We start from the raw sequence: 15088 nt of genomic DNA on the forward strand, positions 1-15088 counted from the left end.
CGTTGGGTGTTCGTTACTAATAAAATTATGGATTTGAGGAACTGCCGGTGGTTTGGTTTTCATCCAAAACACGTTGTAGCAGGTCTTGGCGCTGTAGCCCCTGCAGAGTCATAATACGCTCCCAGGAACTCGTTCGTACGCGAGCCTGCCCCAAGGTGCTTCCCGTTAACAGATCTTGTCCAACCGTGACAATCCAACTGCCGGGATCGATACCTTCAATACCGACCTCAAAGCGCCCTTCAGCTATTACATCTACTTCCTGAAACTCCACATCCGTGGGCTCCGTAAGGGGCGGGGGACTATCAGCGTTGACCTGCTCGGCGGGTTCTATCTCCGTTCCCAAAGAGGTAGCCACATAAACGCCATCTTCGCCGGTATCAGGGTCTGTAAAAAGGGCACTGGTGGGAATCAACGTAGCCTGTCGACTTTCTCCATACAGAATATCGACCGGCACAAACATCCCCGGACGGAGCTTTTTGCTATCATTGGAAACGTCAATTTCTCCTTCGGTGCTGCGGGTTACATTATTCAGGAAGGGCGATATTCGGGAGAGCTCGGCTTCTATGATCTCACGGTTATCACCAGAGCCGACGTAAATACGGGCCGTTTGGCCTATTTCTACGTCATCGAGCATACCTTCGGTCAATACAACCTCCACACGCAGGTTTCCAAGGTCGCCAATAGTAAAAAGCCGGCTTCCCGAGCTTACCTGCATGCCCACTTCTGCATTACGCTGGCCCACCGTACCTGTTATGGGAGCACGAATCACCGTTCTTGACAAAATTTCTTTCTGCTCCTGGAGGTTTGATTGCGACTGTTCCAGCTGGGCCTCAGCCAGCTCAACATCCGCCTCAGCCGATGACATCTGAGCCTCTATGGTTTCAATCTCAAGCGCACTCGAAAGGTTTTGATCGCTCAGCTGCTTTGTTCGCTTGTATTGGGCTTCCAATTCCTGGTACTGGGCCTGGGCCTGCTTTAGCCGGGCCCGGTTGATGCGAAGTGTAGCCATGGCCTGGTCAACCTGCTCCTGGTACTGATTGTCTTCCAGCGAAACAATAGGGGCGCCTTTTTGTACCGCTTCCCCATTTTGGACATGAACCTGCGCCAGCTTGCCCGAAATTTCGGGATAGAGATCTACCTGGTTTTGGGCAATGACCGTACCACTTAACCGTTCAGACAAGGGCAGCGAACCATAACGAGCCTGGACAGCTTCCACAGCCGGTATATTGGCTGAAGCCTCAGACATGCCGTCATTATTGGCCGAACTTCCATAGCAAGAGGCCATCGTTACGGCAGCTAAAAGAAGGAGAATATTGTTAATTACTTTTGCCTCTGAAAGCACCATTCGTTTTTATAATTCAATTAATTTTAATTACATAACAGCTTACTGAAAAATGAATAATTTTTGATAAATCTTTCATTAAGAGATGTAATATGTTGTTAGAAATAAAGAAACGATTGAATTCTGAAGAAAAGTTGAACTTTTCTATCCTAACGTGGGTTTTGAGCATTTGTTTAATGTTATTTTACAATAATTTATGGATACAATAACGCAACTGGCCCTCGGTGGTGCTGTCGGCGAAGCCGTTCTGGGAAAAAAGATGGGAAATAAAGGCCCGCTTTGGGGTGCAGCCATAGGCATCGTACCCGACCTTGACGTGGTCGTCCTTCCTTTTGTTTCTCAAGTAGAAGCGTTGGCTATCCACCGGGGCATCAGCCACTCCCTGCTATTTTGCGCCATAGCGGCCCCTCTTTTCGGCTGGCTACTCAACCGAAGATATAAAGAGAAGAATATTGGATGGGGACGCTGGGCCTGGATGGTATGCTTAGCACTGCTCACCCATATCGGCATTGATGTATGTACCACCTACGGCACCCAGATTCTACAGCCGTTTAGCAATCAACTATTTAGCCTCAACTCTATTTTCATCATTGACCCTTTCTATACGGTTCCGCTCATAGCAGGCCTTATTACCGCTCTCTTTATGCAGCGGGATTCTCTGCGCCGACGATGGGTCAACCGGGCGGGCCTTGCCCTCAGCTCCCTCTACCTCATCGCAGGCCTGGCCATAAAAACGCACGTTAACGACGTCTTTGACCAAAACTTAGCAGCCCAGGGTATTCGTGCTGAACAGCAGATGACCACCCCGACACCCTTCAATATTTTCCTGTGGACCGGCTATGCCGTTGAGCAGGATACCATCCACACCGGGCTCTACTCCATTTTTGATAACGATACACAAATTGAATTCCAGTCTGTGGACCGCCAGGCACATCTTCTTGCTTCCTACCGGGAACAGCTGCCGGTAGAGCGACTGCTCTGGTTCTCGCAGGGCTATTTCGTGGCCGATGGGGCGGAGGGCAACCTGCTGGTCCACGACTTGCGTTTCGGGCGATCGGACCTTTGGTTGACGGACCAGCCCGCACCGTATGTATGGAATTATCGCCTCCTCTTTAACGGGGATTCTTCCAAAGTAACGGGCTTTAACCGCTTTGAACCGAACTTTGCCCGCCGTGCGGCTCTCTTTGGTCAGCTAATTGAACGTGTGCTTGGGGAGGACACTTAGGAAGAGTGTAGGGCACAGGGCCGGGATCCCCCATAAGATTTTAACCGGGCCATTGCATGGGAACCTTCATCGGCCTCACATAGGGCCAAACTGCCAATGGACAATATTATTGGGAAACCTCAGCTCAATGTCCTCCTGCTTCTTTTTTACAAGGCTATTTAATATCACTTCCAGCAGTTGTATATCATATTTCTGATTGGGTGCTTTTGGCCATCCCCCTGTATCCCCCTTCAAAGGGGGACTCCGGAGCTTCTTTCTCAATATTCAATTGCTATGCATTATTAATGCTATCTCTTTTCTCTAACTTATGCAATCTATGCAGGCTCAACTTTGAGTCCTCCTTTGAAGAAGAAAAAGGAGGATGGCCCTGCACTGGAATCGTCTATCACGCTTCGGTGGGACAGGGGATGCCTTCCGCCCAATACGAATTCTGCAAAAAGCCGTGGATGCGATCTTCTCGATTATCGGTGATGATATAGTCGCCGTTCTTCCATTTCATGGGTCTATTCTGTATTAAATTTTGAGGATTAAAGGGCTTTACGCTTAAGGAACACTTACATAATGAACGGAGAGCTCAAAAGCCAGGGGGTTAGGTGGGTGGATTTTTGGAAGTGTAAACAGGATTTTTAAAGCCTGATATTACAAGCAGGTCTTTCAATAGAGTCCCACAATGTGTTAAATAATAGGTATATATAGGACAATTTAGCATCATAATGGTATTTTGGTGATAGATATAAATCAGTCACTAACTGAAATTAAATATTTGATACTATGATTAAGCAAAATATAGAAGAAGAAATAAACAATCAGATTCAAGAAGAATTTCAGTCGGCGTATGCTTATTTGGCAATGTCAGCGTGGTTTGAAGAGAAAAACCTTGGTGGTTTTGCAAGCTGGCTGAAAGCCCAGTGGCAAGAGGAAATAGAACATGCCATGAAATTTTACAATCACCTTATTCAAAGAGACGGACGACCAATATTACAAGATATTGAAAAGCCAAAAGGGCAATTTGATTCTCCACGGAAAGCGTTCGAGTCGGCTCTTGAACAGGAGCAGCATATTACCAAACGTATTCATAAACTGTATAAGCTTGCCCGGGAGGAAGACGATTATCCGCTCGAAAGTTTGTTACTTTGGTTTATTGATGAACAGGTGGAGGAAGAAGAGATGGTGCAAGATATTATTGATAAGCTAAAATTAGTTGGAGAAGATGGCTCTGGATTGTACCTCCTGGACCGCGAGATGGGAGAAAGACAAGGCCAGAATGAAAATGAAGCAGAACAAGGCGACGACCAAAAATAACCAACCTATTACTAGTTGGCTATAAACGAACACCCCTCTGATTTAAGGGGGAATATTTTCAAAGTTGAATCGCTGAATCGGGTAATCCCGAGGGCCGGGACATCCTAAAATACATTCGCAGCATCAGCATTAAAGCCGGTCTCGAAAGCGCCACAGTTTTTGGCGATCGGGGTGCTCCCGGATGCAGGAAACCAGCCACTTGCCCAGCCCGCGTCCATGGTAGTCGTGGATCACAAACACATCGGCAAGGTAGCCGAAGGTGGCCCGGTCGGTTACGGCGCGGGCGAACCCTATTTGCCGGGCCTCGTGGAATAGCCCAAATCAGAGGGAGTGCTCGATCGACTGCTCCACATCTAAATCGTCTCGATTATCGGTGATGGTATAGTTGGCTTTCTACCATTCCATGGGGTTGTGTTAATTTTTTTGGAGGAGTAGTCTAAAGGAGGGTTAGGTTGTTATTGATTTAAGATTTTATTTTCTAACATCCTCACCTTTGAATTCTGGAACCATATCAACCATATGAGAAGGAAAAAGTATTCCTGGCCTTCCATCACCTACATTCCATCCAGGGTCTTTTGTATTCATAAAGTCTTTAACAATTTTAGCAGCATCTTTTTCTAGGCATACCAAAAGATAGGAAAGAAAATTTTGTACAGTCTGATAATCTTTAATAGCTAAATCTGGAGTCACATTTTTTATAGAGGCTTCCCAAGAATAGAAACTAAAATCACGGAATTTTGTAAACAATGGGATTTTTCCATCAAAATAAACTGTATCATAAAAGCTTTTAGTAGGATCAATATTTCCATGTAAAAGATCATTTCTGTTATTCATCAATGAATGAAACTCTTTACATATTTCAACATTGTTGTAATCTACTGGTTGATAAAACCCATTACAGTATTGATGCAATGTTTTAACTCTTATATCAATTTGTTGTCTTATTATTGATTCATATAAACGTTTGTCATTTTTGATATTTTGCTTTGCAAGTAGAAATATTAATAGATTAATGAATGATTCGGCATAGATTGGTGCCAACATACGAATGTTAAGGCCTAACGAAATAGCTTCAGTATACAGTTTGCCAGTTTCCCTTGTTTTTTCTTTCCATTCTTCAAGCTGTTCAGGATTATGTGGATGTGGTGGGTGGTCATTTTCTTCAAGTGCTAATGAATCCAATTTTTCAAGTTGGTGCTCAATAACAGATTTTATTCTATAAAATGGATTTACAAATAACTTCCACTTCTCAATCTGATTTCGGATTTTTGAAATTTTCTTATGATGGTTAGAGAAATCATCTTTTAATTTTGTTATGAATCTTTTCTTTGCTGTATCTGGATTTTGTAATTGGATATGATGCATGATTTCAAGCCGAAAAGTCATACACATTATATCCATTCTACTTCCTTTATATTTCAATGTGTAATGCCAGTGGATAAGATTGTCTGAATCATCACTTCTTAGAATCATTTGAAAACCATTGGGCGGTCCAAATCTACCATATAGATAACAATATAAATCTACAGGTTGAATTCCTTCACGAATTATCCATAAAGTGCCAGATTCTTTGTCTGACAAAGTATTTTGTGTTTTTGGCCTATCCGTAAACTCTTTGATATTCTCTTCAAGAGGAGAGTATTCTAGATTTTTAATAATATCTTCAATCATTTTCTCTGCTAATATTTTTAAGCAACCTAAGAAACATAAACACGAGAGGCCTACAGAGGTTGCAACTTATAATTCAGCTAAAGTTTCATTTAAGAATGTCACATCGCTACCATTTAGATCCATATAAAAATCTTTGTAGTCAATTTGATTAAATACTGGTTTGTTGGGCTGGTCAATAAAAGTCTGATAAATATAAATCCACCAATCGTCTTCGCTCTTCTCGTCTATTATTTGTGGTATCATGTCCAAATACTTGGATATATCTAAATCATTCTTTTTTGCATATAAGTAGGACATTAATGAAGGCAAGCAGTCTCGATCTTCAATTAACTGTTCTGAAATAGACTCATAATTTTTTATTTCCAGTTCATATTTTATCGCAATATATAGGGACCAAAGGGCAACATCTGAACGCCTATATTGAATATGCTCTTCACTAATCCTATTGATTTCGTTTTCAATTAAACCCTTTATGCTGTTGCCAAGCTCATCTTTGTTTTTAGACAAAAAACTGTTAAAGACATCAATAAAGTATGGATGTTGAAAGCAAATTCTGGACAGGTATAAAAAAGTAAATGAGAAAACTTCTTCATCAGAATATTTTTTACTCGATAAAACTTTGACTGCATATTTTAAAGCTGATTCCCCAGGATTATTTTCAGCTAGATTAATAGCCAAATCTAAAAATTCACTGATTCTATTAATTGATTTCTTTGTCAGCTTACTTTCCGATAAAAAATGATTTGAGTACTCTCGTAGCCTTCTTACCCAATTGGGATCCAAAGCTTTTGGTAATTCTCCAACAACTGTTTTTCTAGTGTTAAGCCTCAAGTGATATTTTTCTAGACTTCTGCTCAAATCAATGAGAAAACTGTCAGCTTCTTCTTTGGTGCTACAGTAGCATTTATAATCATCAACGAATCTTAAATAATCATAGTCATTTAATTCTTTATCTACTCTAGAAAGAACCAATTCAGATACTATATTGGAAGTGTCTGGTCCAATTGGGATTCCAATAGTTTCATTTCTTTGCATTGATCTTATGGCAATATCAAGTTTGTTAAACCACCGCCGATTATCATCTTGATGTTTTTTTGCTTTTGAATGGCCAACTAGTGCCCAGCAAACTGAATGCGAATAAATGCTGGGATAAAACTTAGATATATCTGCATGGACAAAATATTTTGCATCTGATTGTTTATCTAAGTGAAGGAATTTTTCGTCATCTCGTAGATTGTAAGATAACATTGAAAATAACCTATTGTTGAGGTTATTAGGTTTAGGAATAATCATACTTCTATCTTCATAATCCTCGACTTCTCCAATCTTATTTACTATCCTGTCCCAATTTATTCTAATAGAATCACACAAAAGATAGTATGCGATAGGGTGGGGAATACTAAGAATTCTTGGGGCGTTGTTGTTTCTCGTTAAACGATATTGAACAAGTGAGAAGCTTCTTTTCTTATATCGGTTTACTCCATTTTCTATCGCCCATTCACCGAAACTTTTGCTTTGGAAAATGTCGTCTATGGTTTCGGAGAAAAGACCGTATTTAAGAAGTCTTTTATAAACAAAATTAGTCCCTAGTATATCTTCTATATTGATTTCAGCCAACTATGATTTTTTTCTTAGGTAAAATTTATTGGGTATTGTAACCTAACATACTCTTATTTGTACTCTTTCCATGGTACGTACCAGATGCCTAACATTCAAGAAGCGGTCGTGTAGGGAGTTAGGCGTTTTATGTAGTCCCGGAAGAATAGATAGGGAAACTAAATTTGTGTGGTTAGTACATGACGACACTTTGACATCTGTAAATAGGCCTTATCACACCCCCTATAGTAAAGTAGACCACTTCACTATAGTGAGGAAGGGTTGTTCACTACCCTGAAGTACCCTGCTTCAGGTAAGTAAAGCGGTCTACTTGAGGTTATGAGCTAAAAAGCGACAAAATGGCACTTTCTATTCTACGGTTAATTCAGGCGCAAAAAGGCCCGTCCGCAGGCTATCACTATTGTAGGTGGTATTTCGCACCTCGATCCGGTAGGTACCGGCCGTCAGTCCCTCGGGCACCTGCAGGGTCAGCGTCTTGGGCTCGCTGGTACGGATATGCGTGGCGGCCGTCTCGGTGCTGTCGGCCTGGTTGACGAAAAAGACGCCCTCTTCTTCGATGTTGTTGTGGATCTTCAGGTGGGTTCCTTTAATCTCCAGCACGCCGCCGGGCGTCAGGATATCGTCGTCGGTACCGCTGCCCCAGTCGTATATGGTCTCCACTTCGGGGCGGATGGCCTGCCCGTCCACCTTCTGCAGGTTAATGTCATCGGCGGCATCGGTGACGCTGTCTTTGGGCACAATGCTGATGAGCACCTGGTGGCGCGCCGGGTCGTACTGGTCCTCATCATTCTGGAAGACCCCGCTGATGCCAAAGCGCGTACGGATGTAGTCGTCCCGGTAGGCCTCCCCGTCACGAATGTAGCCGGTGATGCGCTGCCAGTAGTTGTCGATGACGGCATTGGTCTCGGTGGGCTTCAGGATGGAGCCCGGACTGGTAATGTCGTCAATCAGGTCTTCCCGCGTATTGATGGGCACGTTTACGGGGCGGGCCAGTCGGTCGTCGGGGTTATCGGCGGTAAAGTGGTTATTATATAAAGTGTATTCTAACATCTTCTTGATATTTTATTATGATTGTATTGCTCTCTCTAAAGGCCGTTATAAGCCTCTGTAGATGTATATATAGCCAACGCAGCGGGCAGCGCGGGGTAAGCTTTTGTATGTGGAACAAGGCGTTCCGGGCCGCCGGTAGCGCCAACGTATATAGGTAAGTACCTTTGGGAGGGCAATCCTTACAAAGTTTTTTGAAAAGGGTTGAGGAAGAGGTGGCCTATACTCATCGGATGAGTAACAGGATCTTATTTCATGGACATGGGCATTTTCACTCATCCGATGAGTGGTGAAAGTCCCGAAATAGGAATCAAGCAACATCTTTGGGATGCTCCACACCGTCATCTCGACCAACGGAAGAAATCTTTTACTCTCAAAGCAAAGAGCTCAAAAGAGTGATAGGAGGTTGGCATTGTTTCAAAATGGAGCAACATATTAATATTTACCACATCCCCCTGCCCCCCTTCAAAGGGGGACTTTGTGAATAGTAATTAAAAGATAAGCTTGTACTCTCTTCCCTGCTCGGAGGGAAGGGCCGGCCTGCACTACGAAGTACAGCCTACGTAGCCACGCCTGTTCAAGAAATTTCTACATTTGTTAAGCTACTTTAGCGTAGTGGGCTTTTAACGCAGTGGTGGGATGGGTCAGTTATTTTACTCATCCGATGAGTGGTGAAAGCCCCGAACAGGAATCAAGTAATATCTTTGGTATGCTTCATACCGTCATCTCGACCAACGGGAGAGATCTTTTACTCTCAAAGAAAGAGTTCAAAGAGTAGAAGATTTCTCCCCCGACAGTAGTCGGGATCGAAATGACAATGAGAGGATTTCATACCTCTTATCCTTTACCTTTCGCAGGTCGACAGATCACTGTTGGATGCTTTTAAGTATTCTTCCGGCCTAAATAAATTCTGCTGGGAAAGTGACCGAAGCCGGAGCGTAAAAAATCATTTCCTGTTTGAAAGTTGCCGCTTCTGGGCAACTTGAGTTAAATGATTTTAGCGTGGGCAGAGAGAACGGCAGCAGTAATTTATTCAGTCGGTGAGTTTTTGGATTACTTTTTTGCTCATTCAAAAAAGTGATAGAAGCAGGGCATTCCCTAAAAATGAGCCCTTTGTTCTTTTCGCCTTTTGGCGCGATTCTAATGTCCGAATCCATCGCGTTCGCATTCACCAGCTCTTGTTCTTTATAACCACTTTTGTGTCGACAAAAGTGGAGCAAAAACGACCGGCTAAGAATACTGTAATCGCTATAACCTTCGAGTGGAATAATTTTGATGGTCCATCACATATGGAAGCTATTCCCTCTGTCTTTACCGGTACAAAATTATTCTGATCACCCTCGGTATCGCACAGTATTCATTATGCCGGCGGTTAGGTCTCTTGGGGTCGAAAGGAGTCTGCTCCTCCAGCCTAACGAATCATGGGCGGAGGGGGAAGGATGATCAGGACCATTTCACACCGGTGCCCTTTCCAAGGCAACCCTATACCGTGATGGACCATTGAAATGATCCCATCCGAGACCGGAGCGTCCCGAATTACTCGGGATCAGCCGGTGATTTTTTGCGTTTCGTTTTTTGGCCAGCCAAAAAATGGAACAAGGGAAATAGCCGTTGCTTATTCTTTTTTCGCCTTTTGCCGCGCCCCGTCCATACGGGGGCTTGGCCCTTCCGAAGGGTCGGAACCAGCAAGCTGGGGCTCGTCGCTTCTTTTCGGTAATGAAAAACAACAATTTATGACAACCGTGCCTTTGGTTTCTCCGGCCTTCGGATTGTGAAGGTGTTGGGTTGCCGGGAGCAACGAGAGTCAGAAAGAATGGAACAGGTAACGGTTATTCCTTCTTCTTTTAACGTGATGGTGGCTGTAGATACTCATCGGATGAGTAACAGGATCTTTTTTATGGGCTGAGCAGTCTCACTCATCCGATGAGTGGTTAGCTTATTTCACAATTGAGAGTCCTCGCTATCCCTCATTATCAAGCCAGCCACTTAATTTTGAGCGGCTCCACGGGTTATCCATCCACGAGGTATCCGGAAGCGGCAGGTCCATGGCCTCTTCAACGGTAAGCCATCCCGAGGGAAGATAAAAAGACGCTTTTTTACCTCTTTGTGTAATCCACTGGAAGGAATTTCGGCGGGCGCTTTTTTCAGCGACATCCAGGGTCAGCCTGCAATCCTGCGCAACATAATCCAGCACTTTTTGATGCGCTCCCTGCTTCCAGAGCAGCGGCGCCCGGGAACCGTCCATTCCCTCCGGTTTGCTTTGGCCTATCGCCTGTGCGGCGGCGTTGAGGCCCACTCCAAATCCCTTTCCGCAAAAGATATGGAACATCATATCCACATGCCGGCGGGCTATCTTTTTGCAATCTGCTATACGGCCGGACTCCTCCGCAAGGATATCAAAATCGAACCCCAGTCCGTTATGCGTAAGAAGGGTATAGCCCGACTTTTGGCGATCCAGCAGCAGATCTACCAGCTGGGATAAGTCAAAACCGGTCATCTTAGCCGCAGGATTATCGTCCCCATCTTTTGAGTAAAATAGTTCGGCTTCGTCGCTGTCGGTTGCCCAAAGTGCCGCACAAGAGATCCCGAGCGGGCGATGGTCATGCAGGTCTGAGTTATCATCCGGCAATATTTTGGCCGTTTCTATATCAAATGCCACGTATTGGTGTTTCATAAAAGGGTACGCCTAAGGTTAGGTGTAAAAGGGGTTAATATTGAATCCAAGCCTCCTCATTACTGCTCTGGACTACGGCATCCACTACCTTCATATTGGCCAGGGCATCGTCCAGGGGAGTGGGCACGGGGGTATCCTCGATGACGGCCTTTGAAAACCGATCGCCCTGCGCCGTATACTGGTTACAGGTCTCAAAACTGATTTCTTCGGTCTCTGAGCCTTTGGTCAGCACTATTGTTGTCGGTCGATCTACCGGCGCATTAAAGGGCATGGGGATCTTGATCTTGCCCTCTGAACCCATAATCGTCACTTTCTGGTGAGGTGCCATCTGCGTGCCACAGGTGAAGGTGGCCGTTCCTCCAGCAAACTGAAGCATGCCGGAAGTAAGCCGGTCGATTCCCAGTGTTGGATCAACCTCCATTGCTCCCGTTACCTTGGTCGGTTCGCTTCCAAAGATAAAACGTGGGACTGAAATGCAGTAGCAACCGATATCCATGAGGCTACCCCCGCCGATATCGGGTTTATTGCGGATATTGTCGGGATCATCGTTGTAATAAGAGAAGAAAGAATGAACCGTTTGAAGGGTTCCCACCACCCCGTTATCCACCAGCTCTTTAACTTTTCTCCACCGCGGATGGTGCCGGTACATAAAGGCTTCCATCACTTTCAGCTTCGGATGTGATGCCGCGGCCTCCTGCAGCCGTTGGGCATCGGCGACATTAAGGCCGAGGGGTTTCTCGCAGAGTACATGCTTGCCGGCCTGCAACGCTTTGATAGACCAGTCCACATGCAGATGGTTGGGCAAGGGATTGTAAATAGCGTCAACTTCAGCAAGGTCCAGCAGCTCTTGGTAAGAGCTCACCGACGTTTCGATACCCAACGCCCCGGCGGCCTCCTGGGCTTTACCAGCGCTGCGCGATGCTATGGCCACGACCTCACTGTATGTTCCCTGCTGCATGGCGGGAATGACTTTTTCAACTCCAATTTTAGCGGTACTTAAAATGCCCCATCGAACTTTCTGCATAATAGGCTATGGATTCTTTTGTTGAATGTTATGAATGACGCTTCCCACATCTTTGGTCTCAAAATAACGGATTACCCCCAGCACCTTCGGCAGGAAAAATCCGGGCGGGTTAGAAACGAGACGCGCCAGGCTGGTCATTTTCTGGTCAACCCCGGCAATGATATCCGCCTTGTGGCTCTGGGGCGCTTCCGTAAGGCGCACCGCAAAATTCCAGGCCTGCCCGCGGGCTTTGTTGATACTAAAATTAATGATGGCTTCGTCGTTATTTTTTCCCATCCAATCTAATAGAAAAACCATTGGGGAGACCCGGCTTATTCGCCCCTGTATTTCATCCACCAGCTCTTCCAACAACTGATTGATAAGCATGAAGTCGGCTTTCAAATCCTGGATGTTTCCATCCCGAGAAAATTCGGCTGCGGCGATCCCCAGATCATAATTGATGTGGGCATTCATGCCGAGTAGGATATACTGGAGAATAAGTTGGTTATCCTTAGCCGGACTAAAAGCCTGCTCCCAGACTTCAGGCACTTCCTCGCCATTACGATACTGCCAGTAGGCCTCAATATATTTTCCCGCAAATGCGACATCAAAGAGCTCCATCCGGTCATTATCATCAAACCGTCCCTCCTCAATGCCTTGCTTAACTTTGGCTGTGGTCCGCCGGTAAACATAGGCGAAAAGAGCGGCCGTACTATTCTCTTTAATACTCAGATCGATGATTTGATCCAGGGCGGCAAGAACATCATCAATGTCAGTGAATTCCGGGGATTCAATGGGGTTATGTAGCTGGTCGGGCATATCCCTGCAAAGACTTAAGAAGTTCTATCCATAATGTGCGATGCTCTGCAAATGGTACGAGGAGTTTACTGATTTAGCAAACGAATTTATGGCTGCCCGGTCCAATTCTATTATTCAGTTTAGAGCCAGAATATTGCCAGGACCTGCATCCAGGGGAATAATAATGTACCCTTACAGTTTTGCCTGTACCGGCACCGCCTCGCTTTCAAATTCCGTATCCGGGCGCTCCTCCGATTCTCCCTTTATGTATTTATTAAACCAGCGCATCATTCGCTGATTATAATCATACCGGGCCGTGGCATTTTTATTGCCATGCCCCTCACCAGGGTAGAGCACCAGGCGAACCGGGGTGTTGGTCCGTGTTTTGATATGCCGGTAAAGCTCATAAGACTGGCCGGGATCGACCCGGGTATCCTCTTTTCCCGCAGCTATGAGAAGGGGTGTTTCTGTTTCTCCCGCATGGTAGATAGGGCTCCGGCGCAAGAAGAAACCATAGTCTTCCCAGATTCGTTTTCGGGAATGGACCAGGTACAGTTCCTCGGGAATATCGCTGGTTCCCCATTTTGAAATATTGTTACTCACGCCCACGAACATGACCCCAGCCGCAAAATGATCAGTATATTTTGTTGAGAGCCAGCCCGTAGCGTATCCGCCGTAGGATCCACCCGTTACACCAACTTTGGAAGAATCCACGAGGCCGCCTTTTACCAATTCATCAACACCTGCTACGATATCATCAAATTCCTTTCCGGCAGGATCGCCCTGGCTGCTTTTGGCAAAGGTTTCTCCCCGGCCCGTGCTGCCGCGATAGTTGGGATAGAATACAAAATAGTTCTGGGCTGCCCCCACCTGGCCGGGCTCAGAATAACTGGTCACCCATCCATTGTTATAATGACTTTCAGGGCCTCCGTGCACTACTGTAATCAACGGGTATTGCTGCTCTTTCTGATGATCAAGGGGGAAGACAAGAATACCCTGGAGCTCCGTTCCATCGTCGGTCGTCCAGCTAACCGGTTGCTGACGGGTTATGTCCACTTCCTTTAACCAGCTATTATTATACGTCAACCGCTCTAACTTGCTGTTTTGCGGCTGGAAGTAGTAGAGCTCTGACGGATGGGCGGACGAGTCTGCAATGAAAACAGCCGCTCCATTGGAGGCCCGGTCATAGGCCGACAAATTTGAACCACCCCGGTCAATAATTGTTGTCCGGTTGGTGCCGTCGGCATTTACATATCCATAGGTTGACCATACGCCCTCGCTCGACAGGTAGGAGAGGGTGCTGTTATCGACCCATTGAAACTGCTCAAACTTCCCGTTGTAGTGGGGTTGAAGCTGTGTGGGAGCTCCTCCCTGGGCAGAAGCAATCAGCAAACGACCGGCGATGGGATCATGTACATCCGACCCGGCCAACATAGCCAGCTTTGTGCCATCCGGGCTCCAGGCCACCTTTCCCAACTTTGCCTTATGGTCGACGGTAGCCAGAATATTTTCTCCCTGGCGGTCAACAACTGCAATTTTCTGATTCATGAAATAGTCGTCAATAAGCGGACTGGGGGCTATGGCAATCGCCAGCTTATCGCCGGCAGGGTTCCAGTGCACTTGGTATATCGATCCTTCTGCCTGCAGTTGAGTTGGATCATTTCCCTCCGCTACATTTGTAACAAATCCTCTGCGCTGCTTCAAATTTTCTTCATAAATCTCCGGTTCATAGGGCAGAACAGAGGCCTCTTCCTGAGCTGTGTCGGGGGCCATAAACGCTAAATGATCGCCATCCGGGGCCCACGTATATCCAACGATATCGGTTGGAAAAGAGAGAATACGCCGGGCCTCGCCACCAGACATGGCTATTTCAAATAACCCTGTGGTTTCATCTTCTTCGCGTTTACTTAAAAAGGTAATCGTTTTTTTCTTGGGCCGGAATGCAATGTTTCCAACATCCAGTGTTGTTATAAAAGCAGAAGCTTCCTGGGTATCCAGGTTATACAAATAGAGACTACTCTCAACCGGCTTATTTTTCTTCCGTGGATCGGCTGGTCGGCTTAATGTGTAAGCCGCTTTCGTTCCCGATGGGGATAATACGACATCCTCAACTTGCTGCAGCTGTGCCAGCTGCAGAGGCGTTAATCCTTCTTTACCGGACTGTGCAAATAGTAGGCTGGGAATGAGAAAAAATAGCGCTACCGTTCCCATAAAAGCCTTACGATTAATCGAATCTATCATAACAATGAATTTTATTCTTGGGTAAAACCGTCCAAAAACCTTATAAAACCGTACAAAATCCTATATGTTTTAACTGCGATAGGTCAGTTTTGTTGTTCTAATATATAACTGATCCGTTAAGATAAAAATTTCGGTGGGCCTTCCATAACCTCTTCTTTTAGACTGGTT

At 45.5% G+C, this 15088-nt stretch carries 11 protein-coding genes and 1 pseudogene; 2 read left to right on the forward strand and 10 right to left on the reverse strand.

Annotated features, from left to right (window positions below; all coding sequences use genetic code 11):
• Positions 1-25 precede the first annotated feature (25 nt).
• Positions 26-1345: an efflux RND transporter periplasmic adaptor subunit gene (locus tag J6I44_RS02010; protein ID WP_265764270.1), complete on the reverse strand. Its 1320-nt coding sequence runs from the start codon at positions 1343-1345 to the stop codon at positions 26-28.
• A gap of 193 nt (positions 1346-1538) precedes the next feature.
• Here J6I44_RS02010 and J6I44_RS02015 point away from each other — a divergent pair, with 193 nt between their 5' ends.
• Positions 1539-2567, forward strand: a complete 1029-nt coding sequence (locus tag J6I44_RS02015; RefSeq protein ID WP_265764271.1) for a metal-dependent hydrolase — start codon at positions 1539-1541, stop codon at positions 2565-2567.
• 771 nt (positions 2568-3338) lie between these two features.
• On the forward strand, positions 3339-3869 hold the full coding sequence (locus J6I44_RS02020; RefSeq protein WP_265764272.1) for a ferritin: 531 nt from the start codon (positions 3339-3341) through the stop codon (positions 3867-3869).
• A 147-nt stretch (positions 3870-4016) separates the two neighbouring features.
• Here the strand turns inward: J6I44_RS02020 and J6I44_RS20750 are convergent.
• From J6I44_RS20750 to J6I44_RS02060, 9 genes and pseudogenes are all read right to left on the reverse strand, one after another.
• Positions 4017-4190, reverse strand: a pseudogene (locus J6I44_RS20750) (GNAT family N-acetyltransferase); the annotation flags it as partial.
• A 150-nt stretch (positions 4191-4340) separates the two neighbouring features.
• A complete protein-coding gene (locus J6I44_RS02025; protein WP_265764273.1) occupies positions 4341-5540 on the reverse strand; it encodes a hypothetical protein in 1200 nt (399 codons plus the stop codon).
• 66 nt (positions 5541-5606) lie between these two features.
• Complete coding sequence (locus J6I44_RS02030; RefSeq protein WP_265764274.1) at positions 5607-7157, reverse strand: RNA-directed DNA polymerase; 1551 nt, start codon at positions 7155-7157, stop codon at positions 5607-5609.
• A gap of 348 nt (positions 7158-7505) precedes the next feature.
• Positions 7506-8207: a DNA-binding domain-containing protein gene (locus tag J6I44_RS02035; RefSeq protein ID WP_265764275.1), complete on the reverse strand. Its 702-nt coding sequence runs from the start codon at positions 8205-8207 to the stop codon at positions 7506-7508.
• Between the two features lie 896 nt (positions 8208-9103).
• On the reverse strand, positions 9104-9376 hold the full coding sequence (locus J6I44_RS02040) for a hypothetical protein (protein WP_265764277.1): 273 nt from the start codon (positions 9374-9376) through the stop codon (positions 9104-9106).
• A 788-nt stretch (positions 9377-10164) separates the two neighbouring features.
• The gene (locus tag J6I44_RS02045) at positions 10165-10878 is read right to left on the reverse strand and encodes a ribonuclease H-like domain-containing protein (RefSeq protein WP_265764278.1); all 714 of its coding nucleotides are present in this window, start codon (positions 10876-10878) and stop codon (positions 10165-10167) included.
• Positions 10879-10912: 34 nt separating this feature from the next.
• On the reverse strand, positions 10913-11902 hold the full coding sequence (locus J6I44_RS02050; RefSeq protein ID WP_265764279.1) for a Gfo/Idh/MocA family protein: 990 nt from the start codon (positions 11900-11902) through the stop codon (positions 10913-10915).
• A 6-nt stretch (positions 11903-11908) separates the two neighbouring features.
• The gene (locus tag J6I44_RS02055) at positions 11909-12700 is read right to left on the reverse strand and encodes a DUF5995 family protein (protein ID WP_265764280.1); all 792 of its coding nucleotides are present in this window, start codon (positions 12698-12700) and stop codon (positions 11909-11911) included.
• A gap of 171 nt (positions 12701-12871) precedes the next feature.
• Positions 12872-14920, reverse strand: coding sequence for a S9 family peptidase (locus J6I44_RS02060; protein ID WP_265764281.1), 2049 nt, complete (start codon positions 14918-14920; stop codon positions 12872-12874).
• Between the last annotated feature and the right edge of the window lie 168 nt (positions 14921-15088).

The sequence above is a fragment of the Fodinibius salsisoli genome (assembly GCF_026229185.1).
GTDB lineage: Bacteria > Bacteroidota > Rhodothermia > Balneolales > Balneolaceae > Fodinibius > Fodinibius salsisoli.

Bases quoted from the DNA above. Each gene is read 5' to 3' on its own strand.
- J6I44_RS02010 (WP_265764270.1), bottom strand. From the start codon at position 1,345: ATGGTGCTTTCAGAGGCAAAAGTAATTAACAATATTCTCCTTCTTTTA.
- J6I44_RS02015 (WP_265764271.1), top strand. From the start codon at position 1,539: ATGGATACAATAACGCAACTGGCCCTCGGTGGTGCTGTCGGCGAAGCC.
- J6I44_RS02020 (WP_265764272.1), top strand. From the start codon at position 3,339: ATGATTAAGCAAAATATAGAAGAAGAAATAAACAATCAGATTCAAGAA.
- J6I44_RS02025 (WP_265764273.1), bottom strand. From the start codon at position 5,540: ATGATTGAAGATATTATTAAAAATCTAGAATACTCTCCTCTTGAAGAG.
- J6I44_RS02035 (WP_265764275.1), bottom strand. From the start codon at position 8,207: ATGTTAGAATACACTTTATATAATAACCACTTTACCGCCGATAACCCC.
- J6I44_RS02045 (WP_265764278.1), bottom strand. From the start codon at position 10,878: ATGAAACACCAATACGTGGCATTTGATATAGAAACGGCCAAAATATTG.
- J6I44_RS02050 (WP_265764279.1), bottom strand. From the start codon at position 11,902: ATGCAGAAAGTTCGATGGGGCATTTTAAGTACCGCTAAAATTGGAGTT.
- J6I44_RS02055 (WP_265764280.1), bottom strand. From the start codon at position 12,700: ATGCCCGACCAGCTACATAACCCCATTGAATCCCCGGAATTCACTGAC.
- J6I44_RS02060 (WP_265764281.1), bottom strand. From the start codon at position 14,920: ATGATAGATTCGATTAATCGTAAGGCTTTTATGGGAACGGTAGCGCTA.